Source organism: Pseudomonas sp. Colony2 (genome assembly GCF_019382755.1).
Taxonomy (GTDB): Bacteria; Pseudomonadota; Gammaproteobacteria; order Pseudomonadales; family Pseudomonadaceae; genus Aquipseudomonas.
This window is the reverse complement of the sequence record NZ_CP080030.1, coordinates 5503177-5527260: the sequence shown is the minus strand read 5'-3', so window position 1 is coordinate 5527260 and position 24084 is coordinate 5503177. Positions and strand designations below refer to the sequence as shown.

General features: G+C 60.4%; 20 protein-coding genes, 3 tRNA genes and 1 riboswitch. Of the genes, 21 read left to right on the top strand and 2 right to left on the bottom strand.

Annotated features, from left to right (window positions below):
• Positions 1-75: 75 nt before the first annotated feature.
• On the bottom strand, positions 76-345 hold the full coding sequence (locus JV201_RS22120) for a DUF2790 domain-containing protein (RefSeq protein ID WP_219406041.1): 270 nt from the start codon (positions 343-345) through the stop codon (positions 76-78).
• A gap of 394 nt (positions 346-739) precedes the next feature.
• On the opposite strand from JV201_RS22120, the gene acs reads away from it, so the two are divergent.
• The 14 genes from acs to astE all read left to right on the top strand — a co-directional run bounded on the left by acs (position 740) and on the right by astE (position 16947).
• On the top strand, positions 740-2695 hold the full coding sequence (acs, locus tag JV201_RS22115; RefSeq protein WP_219406040.1) for an acetate--CoA ligase: 1956 nt from the start codon (positions 740-742) through the stop codon (positions 2693-2695).
• A 684-nt stretch (positions 2696-3379) separates the two neighbouring features.
• Positions 3380-4165, top strand: coding sequence for an ABC transporter substrate-binding protein (locus JV201_RS22110; RefSeq protein ID WP_003214343.1), 786 nt, complete (start codon positions 3380-3382; stop codon positions 4163-4165).
• A 91-nt stretch (positions 4166-4256) separates the two neighbouring features.
• A complete protein-coding gene (locus JV201_RS22105; RefSeq protein ID WP_003214341.1) occupies positions 4257-4946 on the top strand; it encodes an ABC transporter permease in 690 nt (229 codons plus the stop codon).
• Positions 4943-5641, top strand: a complete 699-nt coding sequence (locus JV201_RS22100) for an ABC transporter permease (RefSeq protein WP_008435252.1) — start codon at positions 4943-4945, stop codon at positions 5639-5641. Before JV201_RS22105 ends, JV201_RS22100 begins: the two co-directional genes overlap by 4 nt.
• A 1-nt stretch (position 5642) precedes the next feature.
• Entirely contained in the window at positions 5643-6755 is a 1113-nt protein-coding gene (locus JV201_RS22095) for a succinylglutamate desuccinylase/aspartoacylase family protein (RefSeq protein ID WP_219406039.1), read from the top strand.
• Between the two features lie 27 nt (positions 6756-6782).
• A complete protein-coding gene (locus JV201_RS22090) occupies positions 6783-7547 on the top strand; it encodes an ABC transporter ATP-binding protein (protein WP_003214336.1) in 765 nt (254 codons plus the stop codon).
• 247 nt (positions 7548-7794) lie between these two features.
• On the top strand, positions 7795-8775 hold the full coding sequence (locus JV201_RS22085; protein ID WP_003214334.1) for a GlxA family transcriptional regulator: 981 nt from the start codon (positions 7795-7797) through the stop codon (positions 8773-8775).
• Positions 8776-9085: 310 nt separating this feature from the next.
• Positions 9086-10306, top strand: a complete 1221-nt coding sequence (locus JV201_RS22080; RefSeq protein ID WP_003214332.1) for an aspartate aminotransferase family protein — start codon at positions 9086-9088, stop codon at positions 10304-10306.
• Positions 10307-10551: 245 nt separating this feature from the next.
• Complete coding sequence (aruF, locus tag JV201_RS22075) at positions 10552-11571, top strand: arginine/ornithine succinyltransferase subunit alpha (protein WP_003214328.1); 1020 nt, start codon at positions 10552-10554, stop codon at positions 11569-11571.
• A gap of 49 nt (positions 11572-11620) precedes the next feature.
• Positions 11621-12646 (top strand): arginine N-succinyltransferase, encoded by a 1026-nt coding sequence (gene astA / locus JV201_RS22070; protein WP_003214325.1) that lies wholly within the window; start codon positions 11621-11623, stop codon positions 12644-12646.
• Positions 12643-14112, top strand: coding sequence for a succinylglutamate-semialdehyde dehydrogenase (astD, locus tag JV201_RS22065; RefSeq protein WP_219407212.1), 1470 nt, complete (start codon positions 12643-12645; stop codon positions 14110-14112). Before astA ends, astD begins: the two co-directional genes overlap by 4 nt.
• Positions 14113-14270: 158 nt before the next feature.
• Positions 14271-15617, top strand: a complete 1347-nt coding sequence (gene astB / locus JV201_RS22060) for an N-succinylarginine dihydrolase (RefSeq protein WP_177041352.1) — start codon at positions 14271-14273, stop codon at positions 15615-15617.
• A gap of 23 nt (positions 15618-15640) precedes the next feature.
• Complete coding sequence (locus tag JV201_RS22055; RefSeq protein WP_003214319.1) at positions 15641-15931, top strand: hypothetical protein; 291 nt, start codon at positions 15641-15643, stop codon at positions 15929-15931.
• Positions 15932-15942: 11 nt separating this feature from the next.
• A complete protein-coding gene (gene astE / locus JV201_RS22050; RefSeq protein WP_003214315.1) occupies positions 15943-16947 on the top strand; it encodes a succinylglutamate desuccinylase in 1005 nt (334 codons plus the stop codon).
• Between the two features lie 130 nt (positions 16948-17077).
• On the opposite strand, the gene JV201_RS22045 is transcribed toward astE, so the two are convergent.
• Positions 17078-17587: a 6,7-dimethyl-8-ribityllumazine synthase gene (locus JV201_RS22045; RefSeq protein ID WP_076015023.1), complete on the bottom strand. Its 510-nt coding sequence runs from the start codon at positions 17585-17587 to the stop codon at positions 17078-17080.
• 111 nt (positions 17588-17698) lie between these two features.
• Positions 17699-17868, bottom strand: a riboswitch (FMN riboswitch).
• A 190-nt stretch (positions 17869-18058) separates the two neighbouring features.
• Between JV201_RS22045 and ltaE the strand changes: the two genes are divergently transcribed.
• The 7 genes from ltaE to JV201_RS22010 all read left to right on the top strand — a co-directional run bounded on the left by ltaE (position 18059) and on the right by JV201_RS22010 (position 24028).
• On the top strand, positions 18059-19063 hold the full coding sequence (gene ltaE / locus JV201_RS22040) for a low-specificity L-threonine aldolase (RefSeq protein WP_219406038.1): 1005 nt from the start codon (positions 18059-18061) through the stop codon (positions 19061-19063).
• A gap of 146 nt (positions 19064-19209) precedes the next feature.
• On the top strand, positions 19210-21828 hold the full coding sequence (gene alaS / locus JV201_RS22035; RefSeq protein WP_219406037.1) for an alanine--tRNA ligase: 2619 nt from the start codon (positions 19210-19212) through the stop codon (positions 21826-21828).
• Positions 21829-21923: 95 nt separating this feature from the next.
• Positions 21924-23165: an aspartate kinase gene (locus tag JV201_RS22030; RefSeq protein WP_003214308.1), complete on the top strand. Its 1242-nt coding sequence runs from the start codon at positions 21924-21926 to the stop codon at positions 23163-23165.
• Positions 23166-23351: 186 nt separating this feature from the next.
• Entirely contained in the window at positions 23352-23540 is a 189-nt protein-coding gene (gene csrA / locus JV201_RS22025) for a carbon storage regulator CsrA (protein WP_002554426.1), read from the top strand.
• Between the two features lie 62 nt (positions 23541-23602).
• Positions 23603-23693: transfer RNA gene (locus tag JV201_RS22020), tRNA-Ser, on the top strand.
• A 109-nt stretch (positions 23694-23802) separates the two neighbouring features.
• Positions 23803-23879: transfer RNA gene (locus tag JV201_RS22015), tRNA-Arg, on the top strand.
• A gap of 72 nt (positions 23880-23951) precedes the next feature.
• Positions 23952-24028 (top strand) — tRNA-Arg (locus tag JV201_RS22010).
• Positions 24029-24084 lie beyond the last annotated feature (56 nt).

Below are 24084 nucleotides of genomic sequence, written 5' to 3'. Positions count from 1 at the left end.
GGGGGAGGGCTCTTTGCCGCAAGAACGATTTCTTGCGGCGAATAAGATCAGGTTCAGTTCAAACTAACGAAGTTATTATCCGTTAGAGCAACCGTTACCCATGACCTGATATTGAAGAATATGACGCTGACCTTGTGAGTCTTCATATTCCATTTTTACCGGTACAACTTTGCATACATCCGGGACTTCACTCATGGACACTACTTTGGCGACGTCCAGATGGGTGCTGTAAGTGTAATCCTCAACAATCGGGGTGCTCTGGCTGGCTATGTCAGTCGGGGCTTCGTCGGCCAGGGCGGCGGTGGCGCACAAGCTGCTAAGGGCCATAACTAATAACGCTTTCATTTGACTATTTACCTTTTGGCGGTCGAAAGGGGTCACGGGGCCCTTGTGAGGCCACGTGTGTAACTTGATTGGGAAGTTCGGATTAACGTTGCCTTCGTGGGGGCTGTTACGTTGTTAATCACAGTGCCTTGATGGCGAGGTTGATTTTAGGCGTCCGAGTTATATTCATATACCCGTGCTTTTGATAAACACTATTGGTGGTTTTTGTAACAATCGCGAAATGAAGGTTTTTTCAGAAACCTGCAAAGCGCCACGGGCCGCGGGCCAGAGCGCTGCCGGGGGATAGGTGGGCAATTTGTAGGGGCTTGTTACTACCATCGTCGAATGGTTCTATAGGTCCGGCCCGGCTACAACAGGGCCATACAACAACAACTATGTCACCGAGGTAAGAAAGATGAGTGCGGCTTCTCTGTACCCCGTTCGCCCCGAAGTAGCGGCCAATACGCTGACCGATGAGGCGACCTACAAGGCCATGTACCAGCAGTCGGTGGTCAACCCCGACGGTTTCTGGCGCGAGCAAGCCAAGCGCCTTGACTGGATCAAGCCTTTCACCACGGTGAAGCAGACCTCCTTCGACGATCACCATGTCGACATCAAATGGTTTGCCGACGGCACCCTCAACGTTTCCTACAACTGCCTGGACCGCCACCTCGCCGAGCGTGGCGACCAGCCAGCAATCATCTGGGAGGGCGACGACCCTGCCGAAAGCCGCACCATCACCTACCGCGAGCTGCATGAAGAAGTCTGCAAGTTCGCCAACGCCCTGCGCGGCCAGGATGTGCACCGCGGCGACGTGGTGACTATCTATATGCCGATGATTCCCGAAGCCGCGGTCGCCATGCTGGCCTGTGCCCGGATCGGTGCGATTCACTCGGTGGTGTTTGGCGGGTTCTCGCCAGAGGCCCTGGCCGGTCGGATCATCGACTGCAAATCCAAGGTGGTGATCACCGCCGACGAAGGCATTCGTGCCGGCAAGAAGATTTCCCTGAAGGCCAACGTCGACGACGCCCTGACCAACCCGGAAACCAGCAGCATCCAGAAAGTCATCGTGTGCAAGCGCACCGGTGGCAACATCAAGTGGAACCAGCATCGCGACATCTGGTACGAAGACCTGATGAAAGTGGCGGGCACCGCGTGTGCGCCGAAAGAGATGGGCGCCGAAGAAGCGCTGTTCATCCTTTACACCTCCGGCTCCACCGGCAAGCCGAAGGGCGTGCAGCACACCACCGGCGGCTACCTGTTGTACGCAGCCCTGACCCACGAGCGCGTGTTCGACTACCGCCCGGGCGAAATCTATTGGTGCACCGCCGACGTCGGCTGGGTCACCGGCCACACCTATATCGTCTATGGCCCACTGGCCAACGGCGCGACCACGCTGATGTTCGAAGGCGTGCCGAACTATCCGGACATCACCCGGGTGGCGAAGATCGTCGACAAGCACAAAGTGAACATCCTCTACACCGCACCGACCGCGATCCGCGCCATGATGGCTTCCGGCACCGCCGCCTGCGAAGGCGCCGATGGCAGCAGCTTGCGCCTGCTGGGTTCGGTGGGTGAGCCGATTAACCCGGAAGCGTGGGACTGGTACTACAAGAACGTCGGCCAATCCCGTTGCCCGATCGTGGACACTTGGTGGCAGACCGAGACCGGCGGCAACATGATGAGCCCGCTGCCGGGCGCCCATGCGCTCAAGCCGGGTTCGGCGGCACGTCCGTTCTTTGGCGTGGTACCGGCGCTGGTGGATAACCTCGGCAACCTGATTGAAGGCGTGGCCGAGGGTAACCTGGTGATCCTGGATTCGTGGCCGGGCCAGGCACGTACGCTGTATGGCGACCATGACCGGTTTGTGGACACCTACTTCAAGACCTTCCGTGGCATGTACTTCACCGGTGACGGTGCGCGTCGTGACGAGGATGGCTACTACTGGATCACCGGGCGGGTGGATGACGTGCTGAACGTGTCCGGCCACCGCATGGGCACCGCCGAAATTGAGAGCGCCATGGTTGCGCACCCGAAAGTCGCGGAAGCGGCGGTGGTGGGTGTGCCTCATGACATCAAGGGCCAGGGCATCTATGTGTATGTCACGCTGAAAAACGGCGAAGAGCCGAATGAAGCGCTGCGCCTGGAGCTGAAAAACTGGGTGCGTAAAGAGATCGGGCCGATTGCTTCACCGGATGTGATCCAGTGGGCACCGGGCTTGCCGAAGACCCGTTCGGGGAAAATCATGCGCCGGATCCTGCGCAAGATTGCCACCGCTGAATACGACGGGTTGGGCGATATCTCCACCCTGGCGGATCCGAGTGTGGTGGCGCATTTGATCAAGACGCACAAGACCATGAACGTCGCGTAAGGCGGGTTTGTGGGACGAAGCCCCATTCGGCGTAGGCCGGATGGGGCTTTTTTGTGCGATCGGACAGGCGACCTATAACCCCTGTGGGAGCGGGCTTGCTCGCGAAGGCGGCGTGTCAGCCAGCACATCACCCACTGACACACCGCCTTCGCGAGCAAGCCCGCTCCCACATTTAGATTGCATTCCAAGGCTGGTCATCCGGTGGGGCGACTTACACAAGGCCAATAAATATCGGATTGTGTTGTAGGAAGTTTCTGAATGTTACCGAACCTAGCAAATGTGTAACCCCACGCCCAAACATGAGGCAAAGTGCTACGCCCATGCCCCGAAAACCCGCGTCTTAGACGCCCTGAAAAATTAGATCCAACGCTACACTTGCCGTGCTAGAAGGGTTTGCGAATAATAGGCCCGCAACTTGCAGCGTTAACAGGTTTAATATCTTTTGCCTCTGCATAAAATCAAGAGGCTGTCAATGTGCTGGAACCGCTTTCTCGGTGCTTCTGTAAATTGTTGTCGCATTGAGGAAATATCGGCTTCCGGCCTGTCGTTAGAATGCCGATCACTCGCTCGTCGTCGCCGATGCTGAACTGGCGCAGGACGCAGCACCGCTATTCGGTTTCACTCATTCGCATCGTGGGCCCTGGCTCATACTGCTGTTTTGCCCTATACCGATGGAGTCCCAAGATGAAGAAACTCGTGCTGTTGGGCGCCCTGGCGCTGTCCGTGCTGTCCATGCAGGCTTTCGCCGAAGGCAAGCCACTGAAGATTGGTATTGAAGCGGCTTACCCTCCGTTTGCCTCCAAGGCACCGGACGGCAGCATCGTCGGTTTTGACTACGACATCGGCAACGCCCTGTGTGAGCAGATGCAGGTCAAGTGCACCTGGGTCGAGCAGGAATTCGACGGCCTGATCCCGGCGCTGAAAGTGCGCAAGATCGACGCCATCCTGTCCTCGATGTCCATCACCGACGATCGCAAGAAGTCCGTGGACTTCACCAACCGCTACTACCTGACCCCAGCTCGCCTGGTATTGAAGGAAGGCACTGCCGTCAGCGACAGCCTGGATGAATTGAAAGGCAAGAAAATCGGCGTGCAGCGCGGTTCGATCCACGACCGTTTCGCCAAGGAAGTGCTGGCTCCCAAAGGCGCCACCATTGTTCCTTACAGCTCGCAGAACGAAATCTACCTGGACGTAGAAGCCGGTCGCCTTGATGGCACCGTAGCCGACGCCACCCTGTTGCAGGAAGGTTTCCTCGACACGCCAGCCGGTAAAGGCTACGCGTTCACCGGCCCGGCCTTCACTGACGCCAAGTACTTCGGCGACGGTATCGGCATCGCGGTACGTAAAGGCGACAAGGAAAACCTGGACCGCATCAACGCTGCAATCGCTGCGATCCGTGCCAACGGCAAGTACAAGGCAATCCAGGACAAGTACTTCAACTTCGACATTTACGGCCCAGAAGCCAAGTAAACCGTCGCAGCTGTCTGTCCAGAATGGCGCAAGCACCAGGATCTCTGAAGTTTGCGCCATTTTTTCATCCCCCTTTTCGAGGACCTGAATCATGTTGAAAGGCTACGGGGCTGTCATCCTCGATGGCGCATGGTTGACGCTTCAGCTCGCCTTGTCGTCCATGGCCTTGGCCATTGTTCTGGGTCTGATCGGGGTCGCGTTGCGCCTCTCGCCGGTGCGCTGGTTGGCCTGGCTGGGCGACCTGTACTCCACGGTGATCCGCGGGATCCCCGACCTGGTGCTGATCCTGCTGATTTTCTACGGCGGTCAGGACCTGCTTAACCGCGTTGCGCCGTTGCTCGGCTACAACGACTACATTGACTTGAACCCCTTGGCCGCCGGTATCGGCACCCTGGGTTTCATCTTTGGCGCCTACCTTTCGGAAACCTTCCGTGGCGCCTTCATGGCCATTCCCAAGGGCCAGGCCGAAGCCGGCCTGGCGTATGGCATGAGCCCGTTCCAGGTGTTTTTCCGGGTGATGGTGCCGCAGATGATTCGGCTGGCGATCCCCGGGTTTACCAACAACTGGCTGGTACTGACCAAGGCCACCGCATTGATTTCGGTGGTGGGCCTGCAAGACATGATGTTCAAGGCCAAGCAGGCGGCAGACGCCACCCGCGAACCTTTTACCTTCTTCCTCGCAGTGGCGGCGATGTACCTGGTGATCACCAGCGTGTCGTTGCTGGCCCTGCGTCATCTTGAGAAGCGCTACTCGGTAGGCGTAAAGGCGGCTGATCTATGATCTTCGACTACAACGTCATCTGGGAGGCCATGCCGCTGTACCTCGGCGGCTTGCTGACCACCCTGAAACTGCTGGCCATTTCGCTGTTCTTCGGTTTGCTCGCGGCCTTGCCCCTGGGCCTGATGCGCGTGTCCAAGCAGCCGATCGTCAATGGTGTTGCCTGGCTCTACACCTATGTGATTCGCGGCACGCCGATGCTGGTGCAGCTGTTCTTGATCTACTACGGCCTGGCCCAGTTCGAAGCGGTGCGCGAAAGCTTCATGTGGCCACTGCTGTCCAGCGCGACCTTCTGCGCGTGCCTGGCGTTTGCCGTGAACACCAGCGCCTATACCGCCGAGATCATCGCCGGCAGCCTCAAGGCCACGCCCCACGGCGAGATCGAGGCAGCCAAGGCCATGGGCATGTCGCGCTACAAGCTGTACCGCCGGATCCTGCTGCCATCGGCCCTGCGCCGTGCGCTGCCGCAATACAGCAACGAAGTGATCATGATGCTCCAGACCACCAGCCTGGCCTCCATCGTCACCCTGATCGACATCACCGGTGCCGCACGCACGGTGAACGCCCAGTACTACTTGCCGTTCGAAGCCTATATCACTGCGGGTGCGTTCTACCTGTGCCTGACCTTCATCCTGGTGCGCCTGTTCAAGTTGGCCGAAGGCCGCTGGCTGAGCTACCTGGCTCCACGGAAGCATTGATATGGAACGTATCGATCACCTGTTGCCCTGGGGTCACTTGGGCTGCGAACGCCAGCTGACGGTGTTTCGTTTCGGTAGCGGCGAGCGCAAGGCTTATATCCAGGCCAGCCTGCACGCGGATGAATTGCCCGGCATGCGCGCCGCCTGGGAGCTGAAAAAGCGCCTGACGGAACTGGAACAGCAAGGCGCCCTCAACGGCGTGATCGAGCTGGTTCCCGTCGCCAATCCGATGGGCTTGGGGCAACTGCTGCAAGGCAGTCACCAGGGCCGTTTCGAGATCGGCAGCGGCAAGAATTTCAACCGCGACTTCGTTGAGTTGAGCGAGCCGGTTACCGAGTTGCTCAAAGGCAAGCTGGGGGATGATCCTCACGCCAATGTGCGCTTGATCCGCCAGGCCATGAGCGATGCGCTCAATGCGTTGCCGGCGCCGAGCAGCCAGTTGCAAGGCATGCAGCGAGTGTTGCTGAGCCATGCCTGCGCCGCCGACGTGGTCCTCGACCTGCATTGCGACGCCGAAGCCGCGTTGCACATGTACGCGCTGCCGCAACACTGGCCGCAGTGGCGTTCGCTGTCGGCGCACCTGAATGTGAAGGTCGGCCTGCTGGCGGAAGATTCCGGCGGCAGTTCGTTTGACGAAGCCTGCTCGCTACCGTGGCTGCGGCTGTCCCGGGCGTTCCCCGAGGCGCAGATTCCCCTGGCGTGCCTGGCGACGACTCTGGAGCTGGGTGGCCAGGCCGATACTGGCCGTGACGAAGCGATTTTCCACGCTGAAGGCATCCTGGCGTTCCTCGCCGAGCAAGGCCTGATCCGTGGTGAATGGCCCGCGCCGCAGCACGAGCCCTGCGAAGGCCTGCCCTTCGAAGGCACCGAGTTGTTGTTCGCGCCCCACGCCGGCGTGATCAGCTACCTGCGTAAAGCCGGTGACGTAGTCGAAGCCGGCGACCCGATATTTGAAGTGATCGATCCCTTGTCCGACCGCGTGAGCATTGTTTGCGCGGGCACGCCTGGGGTGCTGTTTGCCGTTGAACGGCTACGTTATGCCCAAGCGGGTTTCTGGCTGGCCAAGGTGGCGGGGCGCGAAGCGCTGCGGCACGGGCGCTTGCTCAACGACTGACCAACTGTTTTTGTGAGAACCGACCGCATGTACAAACTTGAAGTCCAAGACCTGCATAAACGCTATGGCAGTCATGAAGTGCTCAAAGGTGTTTCCCTGGCCGCCGCGGCCGGTGATGTGATCAGCATCATCGGGTCCAGTGGCTCGGGCAAAAGTACCTTTTTGCGCTGCATCAACCTGCTGGAGCAGCCCCACGCCGGCAAGATTCTGCTCAATAACGAAGAGCTGAAACTGGTGGCCAACAAAGACGGCGCCATGAAGGCCGCGGACCCGAAACAGCTGCAACGCATGCGCTCGCGACTGTCGATGGTGTTCCAGCACTTCAACCTGTGGTCCCACATGACCGCGCTGGAAAACGTCATGGAAGCACCGGTGCACGTCTTGGGCATGTCGAAAAAAGACGCCCGGGAAAAGGCCGAGCACTACCTGGCTAAAGTCGGTGTGGGCCATCGTAAGGATGCGTTCCCTGGCCACATGTCCGGCGGTGAACAGCAACGCGTGGCGATTGCCCGTGCCCTGGCGATGGAGCCTGAGGTGATGCTGTTCGACGAACCCACTTCGGCGCTGGACCCGGAGCTGGTGGGCGAAGTGCTCAAGGTGATGCAGGACCTGGCCCAGGAAGGCCGGACCATGGTGGTGGTGACCCACGAAATGGGCTTTGCCCGTGAAGTCTCCAACCAGTTGGTATTCCTGCACAAAGGCATCGTCGAAGAACGTGGCAACCCGCGCGAAGTGCTGGTCAACCCACAGTCCGAGCGTTTGCAGCAGTTTCTTTCCGGCAGCTTGAAGTAAACAGAACTGCTTTTATGCACTGAATTAGTGCAAGCTTCACAATCCTGAGGTTGCCCAATCCCCTGTGGGAGCGGGCTTGCTCGCGAAAGCGGTGTATCAGTTGATACATCCGGTGACTGATCCACCGCATTCGCGAGCAAGCCCGCTCCCACATTTGGATCTTCACCCGCTTTAGAGATTTGTGTTGGTTTACCGGCTAGCATTGGCCTTTGTCTTCATTACTGTTACTCGCTTCGGATAGCACTCCATGACTGCCCATCGAATTGGTTTCCTGATTTGGCCCAGCACTAAAGCACTGACGCTTGCGCTGGCTGAGGAGGCCTTGCGCGTTGCTCAGCGGGTGCATCCGGACGTGGTGTACGAACTCTCGTTTTTGCAGGCCGAACCGCCAATCGACGGCGCCTGGCAACTGCCGGGTGAGCCCTGGGCTGGCAAGCTGGAAGGTTTCCAAAAGCTGTTCCTGCTGGCCGATGAGCCACCGACCGTCATCGCCTCCCAGCTCAGCACCGCCCTCAAGCAACTGGTGCGTGCCGGGTGTGTGATCGGCGGCCTGTCGGCCGGTGTGTATCCGTTGGCCCAACTCGGTCTGCTCGACGGCTATCGCGCCGCTGTGCACTGGCGCTGGCAGGACGATTTCGCCGAGCGTTTCCCCAAGGTCATCGCCACCAGCCATCTGTTCGACTGGGACCGTGACCGCCTGACCGCCTGCGGTGGCATGTCGGTACTCGACCTGCTGCTGGCAGTGCTGGCCCGTGACCACGGCGCCGAACTGGCCGGGGCAGTCTCGGAAGAGCTGGTGGTAGAGCGCATCCGTGAGGGCGGCGAGCGCCAGCGCATCCCACTGCAAAACCGTCTGGGTTCCAGCCATCCAAAGCTGACCCAGGCCGTGTTGCTGATGGAGGCCAACATCGAAGAGCCGCTGACCACCGACGAAATCGCCCAGCATGTGTGCGTGTCCCGACGACAGCTCGAGCGGATCTTCAAGCAATACCTCAATCGTGTCCCCAGCCAGTACTACCTGGAACTGCGCCTGAACAAGGCCCGCCAGATGCTCATGCAAACCAGCAAGTCGATCATCCAGATCGGCCTGTCCTGCGGCTTCTCCTCGGGGCCGCACTTCTCCAGCGCCTACCGCAACTTCTTCGGCGCCACCCCTCGTGAAGACCGCAACCAGCGCCGCAGCAGCAGCCCGTTCGAATTGTCGTCGGTGCCGTCCGAGCGCGGCTAGGCATCAGTGCTCGGCCGGCATCTCCAGGCGATGACGCTGTTCCTGTGCGCGGATGAGATCAACAGCAGACCAAAACGGCCATCGGCGACGGCATTGGATAGTTGTGCCTCACCGACCGCCCAAAACCGGCCCGGGCGGTTTAAACTGCGCCATTGCGATGCTATTTGTCGCATTGGCGTAAACCCGCGAAAATCGCGGGTTGGCGCTATAAGAAGTTGTCGCTTGGCGGCAAGGCCGCGCTGAAAACTGTCCTTACAATCCCTGCATCGCCCGCCAGTTTCAGGCAGGCGTTCCTCTTCAGGAGACTCCGATGTCCGTTGAGCAAGCCCCGGTGCAACGTGCCGATTTCGACCAGGTCATGGTTCCCAACTACGCACCTGCCGCTTTCATCCCCGTGCGTGGCGCAGGTTCCCGCGTATGGGACCAGGCGGGCCGAGAGCTGATCGACTTTGCCGGCGGCATCGCGGTCAACGTATTGGGCCACGCCCACCCGGCGCTGGTCGGTGCACTGACCGAACAGGCCAACAAGCTGTGGCACGTGTCCAACGTCTTCACCAATGAGCCGGCCCTGCGCCTGGCCCATAAGCTGATCGACGCCACGTTTGCCGAGCGTGTGTTCTTCTGCAACTCCGGCGCCGAAGCCAACGAGGCCGCCTTCAAGTTGGCCCGTCGTGTCGCGTTCGACCGCTTCGGCACCGAGAAATACGAAATCATCGCCGCGCTGAACAGCTTCCACGGCCGTACCCTGTTCACCGTGAACGTGGGTGGCCAGTCGAAGTACTCCGACGGCTTCGGTCCGAAGATCGTCGGCATCACCCACGTGCCTTACAACGATCTGGAGGCGCTGAAAGCCGCCGTCTCGGACAAGACCTGCGCCGTGGTGCTGGAGCCGATCCAGGGCGAAGGCGGCGTGCTGCCGGCAGAACTGTCGTACCTGCAAGGTGCCCGCGACCTGTGCGACGCGAACAACGCGCTGCTGGTGTTCGACGAAGTGCAAACCGGCATGGGCCGCAGCGGCGAGTTGTTCGCCTATCAGCATTACGGCGTCGTGCCGGACATCCTCACCAGCGCCAAGAGCCTGGGCGGCGGTTTCCCGATCGCGGCCATGCTGACTCGCGAAGACCTGGCCAAGCACCTGGTGGTCGGCACCCACGGCACCACCTACGGCGGCAACCCGCTGGCGTGCGCGGTGGCGGAAGCGGTGATCGACGTGATCAACACGCCAGAAGTGCTGGCCGGCGTTAACGCCAAGCACGACTTGTTCGTTTCCCGTCTGGAGAAGATTGGCCAGCAATACGGCATCTTCACCGAAGTGCGTGGCCTGGGCCTGCTGCTCGGTTGCGTGCTGAGCGATGCCTGGAAAGGCAAGGCCAAGGACATCTTCAACGCCGCCGAGCGCGAAGGCTTGATGATCCTGCAAGCCGGCCCGGATGTGGTGCGCTTCGCCCCGAGCCTGGTGGTGGAAGATGCCGATATCCAGGAAGGCCTGGACCGCTTCGAACGTGCGGTGAAAAAGCTGACGCAAGCCTGATGGACCGTTGGGTGCCCGGCGAGTCGGGCGCCCAACACAAATTTTGTATGCCGGACTCTTTAGTTGAAGCTGTGAAGATCAAATGTGGGAGCGGGCTTGCTCGCGAATGCAGTGGCTCAGTCACCTGAAATGTTGAATGACACACCGCTTTCGCGAGCAAGCCCGCTCCCACACTTGACCTCACTGATTTCAAGATCGTGTCCGGCATTTTTTCCTGTGAGTTTTTCGAGTTAAGGAGTGACACCATGCTGGTGATGCGCCCCGCGCAAATGGCTGATCTGGGCGAGGTACAGCGTCTGGCTGCGGACAGCCCGATTGGTGTCACCTCCTTGCCGGATGATGTCGAACGCCTGAGCGACAAGATCGCTGCGAGCGAAGCGTCCTTCGCCGCCGAGGTCAGCTTCAACGGTGAAGAAAGCTATTTCTTCGTCCTGGAAGACACCGACGCCGGCAAGCTGGTGGGCTGTTCGGCCATCGTTGCCTCGGCCGGCTACTCGGAACCGTTCTACAGCTTCCGTAACGAGACCTTCGTGCACGCTTCCCGCGAGCTGAAGATCCACAACAAGATCCACGTGCTCTCGCAGTGCCATGACCTCACCGGCAACAGCCTGCTGACCAGCTTCTACGTGGTGCCGGAGCTGGTGGGTTCGCCGTGGTCGGAGCTCAACTCCCGTGGCCGCCTGCTGTTCGTGGCCGGCCACCCGGAGCGCTTCGCCGATTCGGTGGTCACCGAGATTGTGGGCTACAGCGACGAGAACGGTGATTCGCCGTTCTGGGACGCCATCGGCCGCAACTTCTTCGACCTCAACTACGCCGCTGCCGAGCGCCTGTGCGGGTTGAAGAGCCGGACCTTCCTCGCCGAGCTGATGCCGCACTATCCGATCTACGTGCCGCTGTTGCCCGACGAAGCCCAGGAAGCCATGGGCCAGGTGCACCCGCGGGCGCAGATCACCTTCGACATCCTGATGCGCGAAGGCTTCGAGACCGACCATTACATCGACATCTTCGACGGCGGCCCAACCCTGCATGCGCGCGTCTCGGGCATTCGCTCGATCGCCCAGAGCCGTGTGGTGCCGGTGAAGATCGGTGAGATGGTCAAGGGTGTCGGCCGCCAGTACCTGGTGAGCAACGGCCAGTTGCAGGATTACCGCGCGGTGATGCTGGAGCTGGACTACGCGCCGGGCAAGCCAGTGACCCTGGACCTGGAAACCGCCGAAGCCCTGGGCGTCGGCGAAGGTGCCAGCGTTCGACTGGTAGCGGTTTAAGAATGAGTTTCGCGGGTGGCTTGCAAGGCGGCCCGTTTGAGGAGATAGCATGATCGTTCGTCCCGTACGCAGCAGCGATTTACCGGCCCTGATTGATCTGGCGCGCAGCACCGGCACCGGCCTCACCACCTTGCCGGCCAACGAAGAGCGCCTGACCCATCGGGTCGGCTGGGCTGAAAAGACCTTTCGCGGCGAAGCCGGGCGCGGTGATGCGGACTACCTGTTCGTGCTGGAAAACGACGAAGGCCGCGTGGTGGGGATTTCCGCCATCGCCGGTGCAGTCGGCCTGCGCGAGCCCTGGTACAACTTCCGGGTCGGCCTGACGGTCAGCGCCTCCCAGGAGCTGAACATCTACCGTGAAATCCCGACGCTGTTTCTGGCCAACGACCTGACCGGCAACTCCGAGCTGTGCTCGTTGTTCCTGCACGCCGATTACCGCAACGGCCTTAACGGCCGCATGCTGGCCAAGGCGCGCATGCTGTTTATCGCGGAATTCCCGCAGCTGTTCGGCAACAAGATCATCGCCGAGATGCGCGGCATGTCCGACGAAGCCGGGCGCTCGCCGTTCTGGGAAAGCCTGGGCCGGCACTTCTTCAAGATGGAATTCAGCCAGGCCGACTACCTCACCGGCGTGGGCAACAAGGCGTTTATCGCCGAGCTGATGCCGAAGTTTCCGCTGTACACCTGCTTCCTGTCTGAAGACGCGCGCAATGTGATCGGCAAGGTCCACACCGACACCGAGCCGGCCCTGAGCATGCTCAAGAGCGAAGGTTTCAGCTACCAGGGCTACGTCGACATCTTCGACGCGGGCCCGGCGGTGGAGTGTGAAACCACCAAGATCCGCGCCGTGCGCGACAGCGAAGCGCTGGTGCTGGCGATTGGTACGCCGGGCGACGACGCCACGCCGTTCCTGATCCATAACCGCAAACGTGAAGATTGCCGCATCACCGCCGCACCGGCGCGGTTGGCTGCGGGCACCCTGGTGGTCGATCAACAGACCGCCAAGCGCCTGCAACTGATCGCCGGTGATCAAGTGCGTGCCGTACCGTTGTCCGCTGCCCGGGAGTCGAAATAATGAATTCGCTATACATCGCAGGTGAATGGCTGGCTGGCCAGGGTGAAGTGTTTGAGTCGCTGAACCCGGTGACCCAGCAGGTGGTGTGGTCGGGTAATGGCGCCACCGCCGAGCAGGTCGAGTCCGCCGTCCAGGCCGCACGCCAGGCGTTTCCGGCCTGGGCCAAGCGTTCGTTGGAAGAGCGCCTGAGCGTGCTGGAAGCCTTCGCCGCCAACCTGAAGAGTCGTGCTGACGAACTCGCCCGCTGCATCGGTGAGGAAACCGGCAAGCCTTTGTGGGAATCGGCGACTGAAGTCACCAGCATGGTCAACAAGGTCGCGATCTCGGTGCAAAGCTACCGCGAGCGTACCGGCGAGAAGAGCGGCCCATTGGGCGACGCCACTGCCGTGTTGCGCCACAAGCCCCACGGGGTGGTGGCGGTGTTTGGCCCTTACAACTTCCCGGGTCACTTACCTAACGGGCATATCGTGCCGGCCTTGCTGGCGGGTAACACCGTGCTGTTCAAACCGAGCGAGCTGACCCCGAAAGTCGCCGAGCTGACCGTGCAATGCTGGATCGACGCCGGCCTGCCGGCGGGCGTGTTGAACCTGCTGCAAGGCGCACGGGAAACCGGGATCGCCCTGGCGGCGAATCCGGGCATCGACGGTCTGTTCTTCACCGGCTCCAGCCGCACCGGCAACCATCTGCACCAGCAATTCGCCGGGCGCCCGGACAAGATCCTCGCGCTGGAAATGGGCGGCAACAACCCGCTGGTGGTGGACGAAGTGGCCGATGTGGATGCGGCCGTGTACACCATTATCCAGTCGGCGTTTATCTCCGCTGGCCAGCGTTGCACCTGTGCCCGTCGCCTGCTGGTGCCGGAAGGCGCCTGGGGCGATGCGTTGCTCGCACGCCTGGTGGCGGTGAGCTCGACCATCGAAGTCGGCGCATTTGACCAAACGCCGGCGCCGTTCATGGGCTCGGTGATTTCCCTCGGTGCTGCCAAGGCGTTGATGGATGCCCAGGAATTGCTGTTGGCCAATGGCGCCGTGGCGCTGTTGGAAATGACTCAACCCCAGGTCCAGGCTGCGTTGCTGACGCCGGGGATTATCGATGTGACCGAGGTTACGGAACGCGCTGACGAAGAGCTGTTCGGCCCACTGCTGCAAGTGATCCGCTACGCTGATTTCGAGGCGGCGATTGCCGAGGCCAACAACACTCAATACGGCTTGGCGGCCGGGTTGCTGTCGGATTCCGAGGCGCGTTACCAGCAGTTCTGGCTGGAAAGCCGTGCCGGGATCGTCAACTGGAACAAACAGCTGACGGGTGCTGCGAGCAGCGCGCCATTTGGCGGGGTAGGGGCTTCGGGCAACCATCGCGCCAGCGCCTATTACGCGGCGGACTATTGCGCGTACCCGGTGGCCTCCCTTGAGACCCCGAGCCTGGTGCTACCGGCGACGTTAACCCCGGGTGTGACGCTGATCTAAATGTGGGAGCGGGCTTGCTCGCGAAGGCGGTGTGTCATTCAACATTTCAGGCGACTGAACCACCGCTTTCGCGAGCAAGCCCGCTCCCACACTTGATTTGTGGTGTGTTCAAGTAATTTGATGCCTATAAAAATACAGATGTTCGTGGAGCCTCGCCGATGAAATCCTGTGAAGTCAATTTTGACGGTCTAGTGGGGCCGACCCATAACTACGGCGGCTTGTCCTACGGCAACGTCGCGTCCCAAAGCAACAGCCAGCAGTCCTCCAACCCGAAGGAAGCTGCGCTGCAAGGCTTGGCGAAGATGAAGGCCCTGATGGAAATGGGCTTTGTGCAAGGTGTGCTGGCGCCCCAGGAACGTCCGGATGTGGCCGCCTTGCGCAACCTCGGTTTTGCCGGTACAGACGCACAAGTCATCCAGCAGGCCGCCAAGCAAGCCATGCCGTTGCTGGTTGCCAGTTGCTCGGCGTCGAGCATGTGGGTGGCCAATGCCGCCACCGTCAGCCCGAGCGCCGACACCTTTGACGGCCGCGTGCATTTCACCGCCGCCAACCTCAACTGCAAATACCACCGCAGCATCGAACACCCGACCACCAGCCGCGTGCTGGGGGCGATGTTTGCCGATAGCAAACACTTCGCCCACCACGCCGCGCTGCCGGCGGTGGCGCAGTTCGGCGACGAAGGCGCGGCGAACCACACGCGTTTCTGCCGGGACTATGGTGAGGCGGGCGTAGAGTTTTTCGTGTTCGGCCGCAGCGCGTTCGACACCCGCTACCCGGCGCCGCAAAAGTACCCGGCGCGCCAGACCCTCGAAGCCTCCCAGGCGGTCGCGCGCCTGCATGGCCTGCGGGACGACGGCGTGGTCTACGCCCAGCAGAACCCGGCGGTGATCGATGCCGGTGTGTTCCACAACGATGTGATCGCGGTGGGCAATGGCGAGGTGCTGTTCTATCACGAGGATGCCTTCCTCAATACTGAGCAGATGCTCGGTGAATTGCAGGGCAAGCTCGGCAAGCTCGGTGGCAATTTCCAGTCGATCTGCGTGCCACGGGCCCAGGTGGGTGTTGAAGACGCGGTGCGTTCCTACCTGTTCAACAGCCAGCTGCTGACCCGCGCCGACGGTTCGATGCTGCTGATCGTGCCAGAAGAATGCCGCGCCAACGAGCGTGTCTGGCAGTACCTGCAAGGCCTGACGTCCTCCGGCGGGCTGATCCGCGAAGTCAAAGTCTTCGACCTCAAGCAAAGCATGCAGAACGGCGGTGGCCCGGCGTGCCTGCGCTTGCGTGTAGCCTTGAATGAAACCGAACTGGCGGCGGTCAACCCAGGGGTTATTATGACGGCGCCGTTGTACGACACGCTCACCCAATGGGTCGACAAGCACTACCGCGACAGCCTGCGGGAAACCGACCTGGCTGACCCGCAATTGCTGCTTGAGTGCCGGACGGCACTGGATGAACTGACGCAAATCCTTAAACTGGGCTCGGTTTATCCTTTCCAGATCAATTAACGCCGCACGGCTGAGAACTATTTATGACCACCGACACCCTGAAACTGATCCTTGAAGATACCGACGGCACCCAGCTGGAAACCTCCTGCACCCGCGTCGCCGTGGTGTGGCAGGGCAAGGAGATCTGGATCCAGCACGACGGCCGTGGCCAACTGCTGATCGGCGTGGACGTGGAAGAAGGCGACGCGGAATACGCCAACCTGCTGATGCGCCCATTGGCCACCAACCTGATGAGCCTGCAACTGGAAATGGAACCGGCCGACGTTGAAGGTGATGACGACGATCACGTCCACGGTCCTGGCTGCAACCACTAAGGAAGCTGCGTATGCTCGCCCTCGGCAAACTGCTTGAACTGACCCTCGCCGGTCGCGAACCGGCGCAAAAAATTCAACTGACTGTCGACGGCGTGCAACTGCGCTGGCTCAGTGAGGGTGCGCTGGAAGTGCGGCCTCCTGAGGCGCGGGACAACGGCAGCGACGTGCTGCTGTCGTCCGGCATCCATGGCAACGAAACCGCGCCGATCGAATTGGCCGACCGCTTGCTGCAGGGCATCGCCCGTGGGGAGATCAAGCCCCGTACCCGTATCCTGTTCCTGTTCGGCAACCCCGAGGCCATGCGCCGCGGCGAGCGTTACCTCGAACTGGACGTCAACCGGCTGTTCAACGGCCGTCATGAACAAAACATCGGCCCTGAAGCCATGCGCGCCGCCGAGCTTGAACAGTTGGCCCGCACCTTCTTCAGCGTGCCTGGGCGTAGCCGTTTGCACTACGACCTGCACACCGCCATCCGTGGCTCGAAGATCGAGCAGTTCGCACTGTACCCGTGGAAGGACGGTCGCCAGCATTCACGTCGTGAACTGGCGCGCCTGCGAGCCGCTGGCCTGGAGGCGGTGCTGTTGCAGAACAAGACGTCGATCACCTTCACGGCGTTTACCTACGAGCAGCTGGAGGCCGAGTCCTTCACCCTGGAATTGGGCAAGGCCCGGCCGTTCGGGCAGAACCAGGGCGTGGACGTATCGCGCCTGGAAACCCGCCTCACGCAGATCATCGAAGGCAACGAGCCGGCCACCGAGAGCCTGGATGGCCTGCAGCTGTTCAGCGTCTCCCGGGAAGTGATCAAGCACAGCGATACCTTCGTCCTGCATTTGCCGGCGGACGTGGAAAACTTTTCGGAGTTGGAGAAGGGTTATCTGCTGGCCGAGGACATTGCCAAGACCCGCTGGGTGATCGAGGAGGAGGGCGCACGCATCATCTTCCCAAACCCGAAGGTCAAGAATGGCTTGCGAGCAGGGATATTGATTGTGCCGACCACGGATGCCGGCCTGGCCTGAACCCCGAGACCGACTCGGTCAAATGTGGGAGCTGGCTTGCTCGCGAAGGCGGTGTATCAGTCAGACATGTATTGACTGACACTCCGCTTTCGCGAGCAAGCCCGCTCCCACATTTGCTTGGTGGTGTTGCTTAAACCGCTACCGCCCGTGGCTCATTGCGACGCAGTGCGCGAACCTTGTGCAGGGTGTCGGCGCAGGTGCGTGCCGCTTCCTGGCCCTTGTGCACGAAGTGCTCATAGAAGAACGTATGGTGCTCGCTGCCCGCGTGGAAGTGGTGCGGGGTCAGGGATACCGAGAACACCGGCACTTCGGTTTCCAGCTGGACCTGCATCAGGCCGCTGACCACGGACTGGGCCACGAACTCGTGACGGTAGATCCCGCCGTCCACCACCAGGGCGGCCGCGACGATACCGGCATAACGGCCGGACTTGGCCAGCAGCTTGGCGTGCAGGGGCATTTCAAAGGCGCCGCCGACTTCGAAGAAATCGATGTCCGATTCCTGGTAGCCCTGGGCGATCATTTCGGCGAGGAAACCTTTACGGGATTGGTCGACAATATCCTTGTGCCAGCAGGCCTGGATAAACGCGACGCGCTCGCCGTGGTGGTTTTTGCTTTTGCTGTCGATTGCGGTGGGTTGCATGTTCTGACTCCTGTTTAAGAAAAAAACAGGGCGTTATGAATCGAATGGGATTTAAGGGTACGCACAGCTGGCTCATGTGAACATGACGTCAGCGCGGCCCTTAGGTGCCAATCCCGTTCTCTCTTCATCCGGACTATGACCGTCGGCCCCGGGATCACACCGGGTCTGCTGACCTTGTCGCCGTCCTGCCGAGGCAGTTCGAGGCGCCAAGCGCTCGCGGGCTATGCACGTTGCGTGCAATTACCGCCGGTGGGGAATTACACCCCGCCCTGAGAACGTTGCCGCCAGAACCCTGGCGGCGGAGAGTTTTTATCATGGTTTTTCAGAAACTGCACGGTTGGTTTATCGATAACCTATATCGGTTTGTTTGGTTGGTATTCGATTGTGCAAGCACGGGGCTTGATATTCCGCGGGTTTGCCCGCAGTAATCGTCAACACAAGAAACGCTCCAATCCGCTAGAGGCTAGTTTGATGAACGTGATTGACCTGCGCAGCGACACAGTGACCCAACCGACCCCTGGCATGCTCGAGGCGATGGCCACGGCCGCCAGCGGCGACGACGTCTACGGCGAGGACCCGAGCGTCAATCGCCTGGAAGCCGAACTGGCCAAGCGCCTGGGTTTTGCCGCCGCGTTGTTCGTGCCCACCGGCACCATGAGCAACCTGCTGGCGTTGATGGCGCACTGTGAGCGTGGCGAGGAATACATCGTCGGTCAGCAGGCCCACACCTACAAATACGAAGGCGGCGGCGCGGCGGTTCTCGGCTCGATCCAGCCACAACCCCTGGAAGTGCAGGCCGACGGTTCCCTGAACCTGGAGCACGTGCTGGCCGCGATCAAGCCGGACGACTTCCACTTCGCCCGTACCCGCTTGTTGGCGCTGGAAAACACCATGCAGGGCAAGGTCCTGCCGCTGGAATACCAGGCGGCCGCGCGAGCCTTTACCCGGGAACACGGCCTGGCCTTGCACCTGGACGGCGCGCGGCTCTACAACGCGGCGGTCAAGCTGGGTGTGGATGCGCGGGAAATTGCCCGGCACTTCGATTCGGTGTCAGTGTGCCTGTCCAAAGGCCTGGGCGCGCCGATCGGCTCGGTGTTGTGCGGCTCCACGGCATTGATCGCCAAGGCCCGCCGTTTGCGCAAAATGGTCGGTGGCGGCATGCGCCAGGCCGGTTCGCTGGCGGCGGCGGGGCTGTACGCCCTGGATCACCAGGTGCAGCGCCTGGCCGACGACCACGCCAACGCCCAATGGCTAGGGGATGAACTGCGCAAGGCGGGTTATACGGTGGAGCCGGTGCAGACCAATATGGTCTACGTCGACATCGGTGATCGAGCCCAGGCCTTGAAGGCGTTTGCCGCCGAGCGCGGGATCAAGTTGAGCGCGGCGCCTCGCCTGCGCATGGTCACGCACCTGGACGTCAGCCGGGCGCAGATCGAGCAAGTGCTCGCGACATTTGTCGAGTTTTCCCGGAAATGACAGTGCAGACCGTCTAATTGACTGTTTCTATCACATAAACACGCTGTACCACGGGCAAAGGGCCGATATAATGCGGCCCTTTGCCGTCGCTCCGTCTGATGACGTTTAGCACTGGCCTTTGGCCGCAGCCTCCGTGGAAGAACCTAATGAAAAGCGCAGAAATCCGTGAAGCCTTCCTTCGCTTCTTCGAAGAGCAAGGTCACACCCGTGTCGCCTCCAGCTCCTTGATCCCAGGCAATGACCCAACCCTGCTGTTCACCAACGCGGGGATGAACCAGTTCAAGGACTGCTTCCTGGGCCAGGAAAAGCGCGCCTACACCCGCGCCACCAGCAGCCAGAAGTGCGTACGCGCCGGCGGCAAGAACAGCGACCTGGAAAACGTGGGCTACACCGCCCGCCACCACACATTCTTCGAGATGCTGGGTAACTTCAGCTTCGGCGACTATTTCAAGAAAGACGCGATCACCTTTGCCTGGACCTTCCTGACCGGCGTGCTGAAGCTGCCGAAGGAAAAACTCTGGGTGACCGTCTACGCCACCGATGACGAAGCCTACGACATCTGGACCCAGCAAATCGGGGTGCCAGTCGAGCGCATGATTCGCATCGGCGACAACAAGGGCGCGCCTTACGCGTCCGACAACTTCTGGACCATGGGCGATACCGGCCCGTGCGGGCCGTGCACCGAGATTTTCTACGATCACGGCGCCGACATCTGGGGTGGCCCACCGGGCTCGCCGGAAGAAGACGGCGACCGCTACATCGAAATCTGGAACAACGTGTTCATGCAGTTCAACCGCACCGCCGATGGCGTGTTGCATCCGTTGCCAGCGCCGTCGGTGGACACCGGCATGGGCCTGGAGCGGATCAGTGCGGTGATGCAGCACGTTCACTCCAACTACGAGATCGACCTGTTCACCAACCTGCTGAGCGCTTCGGCGGCGGCCATTGGCTGTGCCAACGACAACCAGTCGTCGCTCAAGGTGGTGTCGGATCACATCCGTTCCTGCGGCTTCCTGATCGCCGATGGCGTGCTGCCGTCGAACGAAGGCCGTGGCTATGTGCTGCGCCGCATCATCCGTCGCGCCTGCCGTCACGGTAACAAGCTGGGCGCCACCGGCAGCTTCTTCTACAAGATCGTTGCCGCGCTGGTGGCCGAGATGGGCGATGCCTTCCCGGAACTCAAGCAGCAGCAAGCCAACATCGAGCGCGTGCTCAAGGCTGAAGAAGAGCAGTTCTCCAAGACCCTGGAGCACGGCCTGAAGATCCTCGAGCAGGACCTGGCGGAGCTCAAGGGCACCGTGGTGCCGGGCGACGTCGTGTTCAAGCTGTACGACACCTACGGTTTCCCGATGGACCTGACCGCCGACATCGCCCGCGAACGCGAGCTGACCATCGACGAGGCCGGGTTTGAGCGTGAGATGGAAGCCCAGCGCGTCCGTGCCCGTTCCGCCAGCTCCTTTGGCCTGGACTACAACACTCTGGTAAAGGTTGATGTGGCGACTTCGTTCATTGGTTACGAAGCCACCGTTGGCTCGGCCAAGATCGTGGCTATCTATAAGGACGGCAAGTCGGTTGACGTGCTGAACGAAGGTGACGAGGGCGTTGTGGTCCTCGACCAGACCCCGTTCTACGCTGAATCCGGTGGCCAGGTTGGCGACTGTGGTTTCCTGAGCTCCACCTCCGGTCGTTTTGAAGTGCGCGACACCACCAAGACCGGCGGTGCGTTCCTGCATCACGGCGTGCTGGTGCTGGGCAACCTGACCGTCGGCGCCCCGGTGGACACTCAGGTAGATGCCGACGTACGGCATGCAACTGCCTTGAACCATTCTGCCACTCACTTGCTGCACGCTGCGTTGCGTCAGGTGCTGGGTGAGCATGTGCAACAGAAGGGTTCGTTGGTCGATAGCCAGCGCCTGCGTTTTGACTTCAGTCATTTCGAGGCGATCAAGCCTGAGCAGTTGAAGGCCCTGGAAGACATCGTCAACGCCGAGATTCGCAAGAACACCCCGGTGGAAACCGAAGAAACCGATATCGAGACCGCCAAGCAAAAAGGCGCCATGGCGCTGTTTGGCGAGAAGTACGGCGACGAAGTGCGCGTATTGAGCATGGGCGGCAGCTTCTCGGTGGAGCTGTGTGGTGGTATTCACGCCAGCCGTACCGGCGACATCGGCCTGCTGAAAATCATCAGCGAAGGCGGCGTGGCTTCCGGCGTACGTCGTATTGAAGCGATCACCGGTGCTGCGGCCCTGGCGTACCTCAATGCGGCAGAAGAACAACTCAAGGAAGCGGCCGGCCTGGTCAAGGGCAGCCGCGAAAACCTGATCGACAAGCTCTCCGGCGTACTGGAGCGCAACCGTCAGCTGGAGAAACAGCTGGAGCAGTTGCAGGCCAAGGCGGCCAGCGCGGCGGGCGACGATCTGTCGGCTTCTGCCCTGGACGTCAAGGGTGTGAAAGTGCTGGCCGTACGCCTGGACGGTCAGGACGGCAAGGCGCTGTTGGCCTTGGTCGATCAGTTGAAGAACAAGCTCGGCCGCGCAGTGATCCTGCTCGGCAGTGTCCATGAGGAAAAGGTCGTTCTGGTTGCCGGTGTGACCAAAGACCTGACTGGCCAACTCAAGGCTGGTGATTTGATGAAGCAAGCCGCCGCGGCAGTGGGCGGGAAGGGCGGTGGTCGTCCGGACATGGCGCAAGGCGGTGGTGTTGACGCCGGCGCCCTGGACGCGGCCCTGGCCCTGACCGTGCCGTTTGTCGAGGCAGGTATTTAAGACGCTGTTAATGAGCCCGTGGTCTAGTCGCGGGCTCAGTCAGTGCTGGTTGATTGAATAACAGGCGCCCCTTTACGGGCTGAGGCGGCTTAGAAATGGCTTTGATCGTACAGAAATTTGGAGGCACCTCGGTCGGCTCTGTCGAAAGAATCGAGCAGGTCGCCGACAAGGTTAAGAAATTCCGCGATGCCGGCGATGACCTGGTGGTGGTGCTGTCGGCCATGAGCGGCGAGACCAATCGCCTGATCGATCTGGCCAAGCAAATCAGTGGCGATCAGCAACCGGTTCCCCGTGAACTGGACGTGATCATTTCCACCGGTGAGCAGGTGACCATCGCATTGCTGGCCATGGCGCTGAACAAGCGTGGTGTGCCGGCGGTTTCCTACACTGGCAACCAGGTCCGCATTCTTACGGATAGCGCGCACACTAAAGCCCGCATCCTGCAGATTGATGACCAGAAGATTCGCGCTGACCTGAAAGCCGGTCGTGTGGTAGTTGTCGCCGGTTTCCAGGGCGTCGACGAGCACGGCAACATCACCACCCTCGGTCGTGGCGGTTCCGACACCACCGGCGTGGCCCTGGCGGCAGCCCTGAAGGCTGACGAATGCCAGATCTACACCGATGTGGATGGCGTCTACACCACCGACCCGCGGGTTGTGTCCGTGGCTCAGCGCCTGGACAAGATCACCTTCGAAGAGATGCTGGAAATGGCCAGCCTCGGTTCCAAGGTGTTGCAGATCCGTGCCGTTGAGTTCGCCGGCAAATACAACGTTCCGCTGCGCGTACTGCACAGCTTCAAGGAGGGTCCGGGCACCCTCATTACTATTGATGAAGAGGAATCCATGGAACAGCCGATCATTTCCGGTATCGCTTTCAACCGTGATGAAGCCAAGCTGACTATCCGTGGCGTGCCAGACACCCCGGGCGTGGCTTTCAAGATCCTGGGCCCTATCAGTGGCGCGAACATCGAAGTCGACATGATCGTGCAGAACGTCTCGCACGATAACACCACCGATTTCACCTTCACCGTGCACCGCAACGAGTACGATGCGGCGGAGCGGATCCTGCAGAACACTGCGAAGGAAATCGGCGCCCGTGAAGTGGTCGGCGATACGAAGATTGCCAAGGTGTCGATCGTGGGTGTGGGCATGCGTTCCCATGCGGGTGTTGCCAGCCGCATGTTCGAAGCCCTGGCCAAGGAAAGCATCAACATCCAGATGATCTCCACATCGGAAATCAAGGTGTCGGTGGTGATCGAAGAGAAGTACCTGGAACTGGCTGTACGCGCACTGCATACCGCTTTTGAGCTGGACGCTCCGGCCCGACAGGGCGAGTGATGCGTTGCCAGGAAGGCGCGGTTATCCGCGCCTTTCATTTTTTTGTCGGGCGCGTGGTGAAGACCTGTTCTTTTGCCTGCGCTCGACAATACTTAGGCGTGTAGGGCTATGGCCATTTGGTTGTAGGTCGAATGCCTTTTTTTTGCAGACTGTTGTTCCCGAAATGAAATGCGTGAGGAGAAAGGTATGCTGATTCTGACTCGTCGATGCGCAGAAAGCCTGATTATTGGTGATGGCGAAATCACCGTGACCGTGCTCGGCGTCAAAGGCAATCAAGTGCGTATCGGGGTTAACGCTCCGAAAGAGGTGGCTGTCCACCGCGAGGAAATCTACCTGCGGATCAAGAAAGAGAAGGACGAAGAACCAAGCCATTAATTTTTATCGTTTTTTATGTTTGCAAACGGGGATGAAGCTGGTTAATATACGCCCCGTGTTGCGGAGAGCTGGCCGAGTGGCCGAAGGCGCTCCCCTGCTAAGGGAGTACACCTCAAAAGGGTGTCGGGGGTTCGAATCCCCCGTTCTCCGCCATTATTTGCTTAGTACGTTGCAATCTGGTTTTTTTCGCTAAGTTGTTGAAACTAAACGAAAAAATAGCTTTACATAGAGATTGAACGGCCTATAATGCGCGGCAACAAATGCACTCGTAGCTCAGCTGGATAGAGTACTCGGCTACGAACCGAGCGGTCACAGGTTCGAATCCTGTCGAGTGCACCATTTAAGAGTTAGTTGCAGCAATGCAGGTAGCTTGGCTTCAACCAGTTGTGATCTGGTCTAAAAACACAATCTGCACTCGTAGCTCAGCTGGATAGAGTACTCGGCTACGAACCGAGCGGTCACAGGTTCGAATCCTGTCGAGTGCACCAAACAACAAAAAGCCCGCCTAGTGCGGGCTTTTTGCCGTCTGGGGTTTTTATTTCCC

Bases quoted from the DNA above. Each gene is read 5' to 3' on its own strand.
- JV201_RS22085 (WP_003214334.1), top strand. From the start codon at position 7,795: ATGACTGCCCATCGAATTGGTTTCCTGATTTGGCCCAGCACTAAAGCA.
- JV201_RS22120 (WP_219406041.1), bottom strand. From the start codon at position 345: ATGAAAGCGTTATTAGTTATGGCCCTTAGCAGCTTGTGCGCCACCGCC.
- JV201_RS22080 (WP_003214332.1), top strand. From the start codon at position 9,086: ATGTCCGTTGAGCAAGCCCCGGTGCAACGTGCCGATTTCGACCAGGTC.
- JV201_RS22055 (WP_003214319.1), top strand. From the start codon at position 15,641: ATGACCACCGACACCCTGAAACTGATCCTTGAAGATACCGACGGCACC.
- JV201_RS22030 (WP_003214308.1), top strand. From the start codon at position 21,924: ATGGCTTTGATCGTACAGAAATTTGGAGGCACCTCGGTCGGCTCTGTC.
- aruF (WP_003214328.1), top strand. From the start codon at position 10,552: ATGCTGGTGATGCGCCCCGCGCAAATGGCTGATCTGGGCGAGGTACAG.
- JV201_RS22105 (WP_003214341.1), top strand. From the start codon at position 4,257: ATGTTGAAAGGCTACGGGGCTGTCATCCTCGATGGCGCATGGTTGACG.
- acs (WP_219406040.1), top strand. From the start codon at position 740: ATGAGTGCGGCTTCTCTGTACCCCGTTCGCCCCGAAGTAGCGGCCAAT.
- JV201_RS22045 (WP_076015023.1), bottom strand. From the start codon at position 17,587: ATGCAACCCACCGCAATCGACAGCAAAAGCAAAAACCACCACGGCGAG.
- csrA (WP_002554426.1), top strand. From the start codon at position 23,352: ATGCTGATTCTGACTCGTCGATGCGCAGAAAGCCTGATTATTGGTGAT.
- ltaE (WP_219406038.1), top strand. From the start codon at position 18,059: ATGAACGTGATTGACCTGCGCAGCGACACAGTGACCCAACCGACCCCT.
- alaS (WP_219406037.1), top strand. From the start codon at position 19,210: ATGAAAAGCGCAGAAATCCGTGAAGCCTTCCTTCGCTTCTTCGAAGAG.
- JV201_RS22110 (WP_003214343.1), top strand. From the start codon at position 3,380: ATGAAGAAACTCGTGCTGTTGGGCGCCCTGGCGCTGTCCGTGCTGTCC.
- JV201_RS22090 (WP_003214336.1), top strand. From the start codon at position 6,783: ATGTACAAACTTGAAGTCCAAGACCTGCATAAACGCTATGGCAGTCAT.
- astE (WP_003214315.1), top strand. From the start codon at position 15,943: ATGCTCGCCCTCGGCAAACTGCTTGAACTGACCCTCGCCGGTCGCGAA.
- astB (WP_177041352.1), top strand. From the start codon at position 14,271: ATGAAATCCTGTGAAGTCAATTTTGACGGTCTAGTGGGGCCGACCCAT.
- astA (WP_003214325.1), top strand. From the start codon at position 11,621: ATGATCGTTCGTCCCGTACGCAGCAGCGATTTACCGGCCCTGATTGAT.
- JV201_RS22095 (WP_219406039.1), top strand. From the start codon at position 5,643: ATGGAACGTATCGATCACCTGTTGCCCTGGGGTCACTTGGGCTGCGAA.
- JV201_RS22100 (WP_008435252.1), top strand. From the start codon at position 4,943: ATGATCTTCGACTACAACGTCATCTGGGAGGCCATGCCGCTGTACCTC.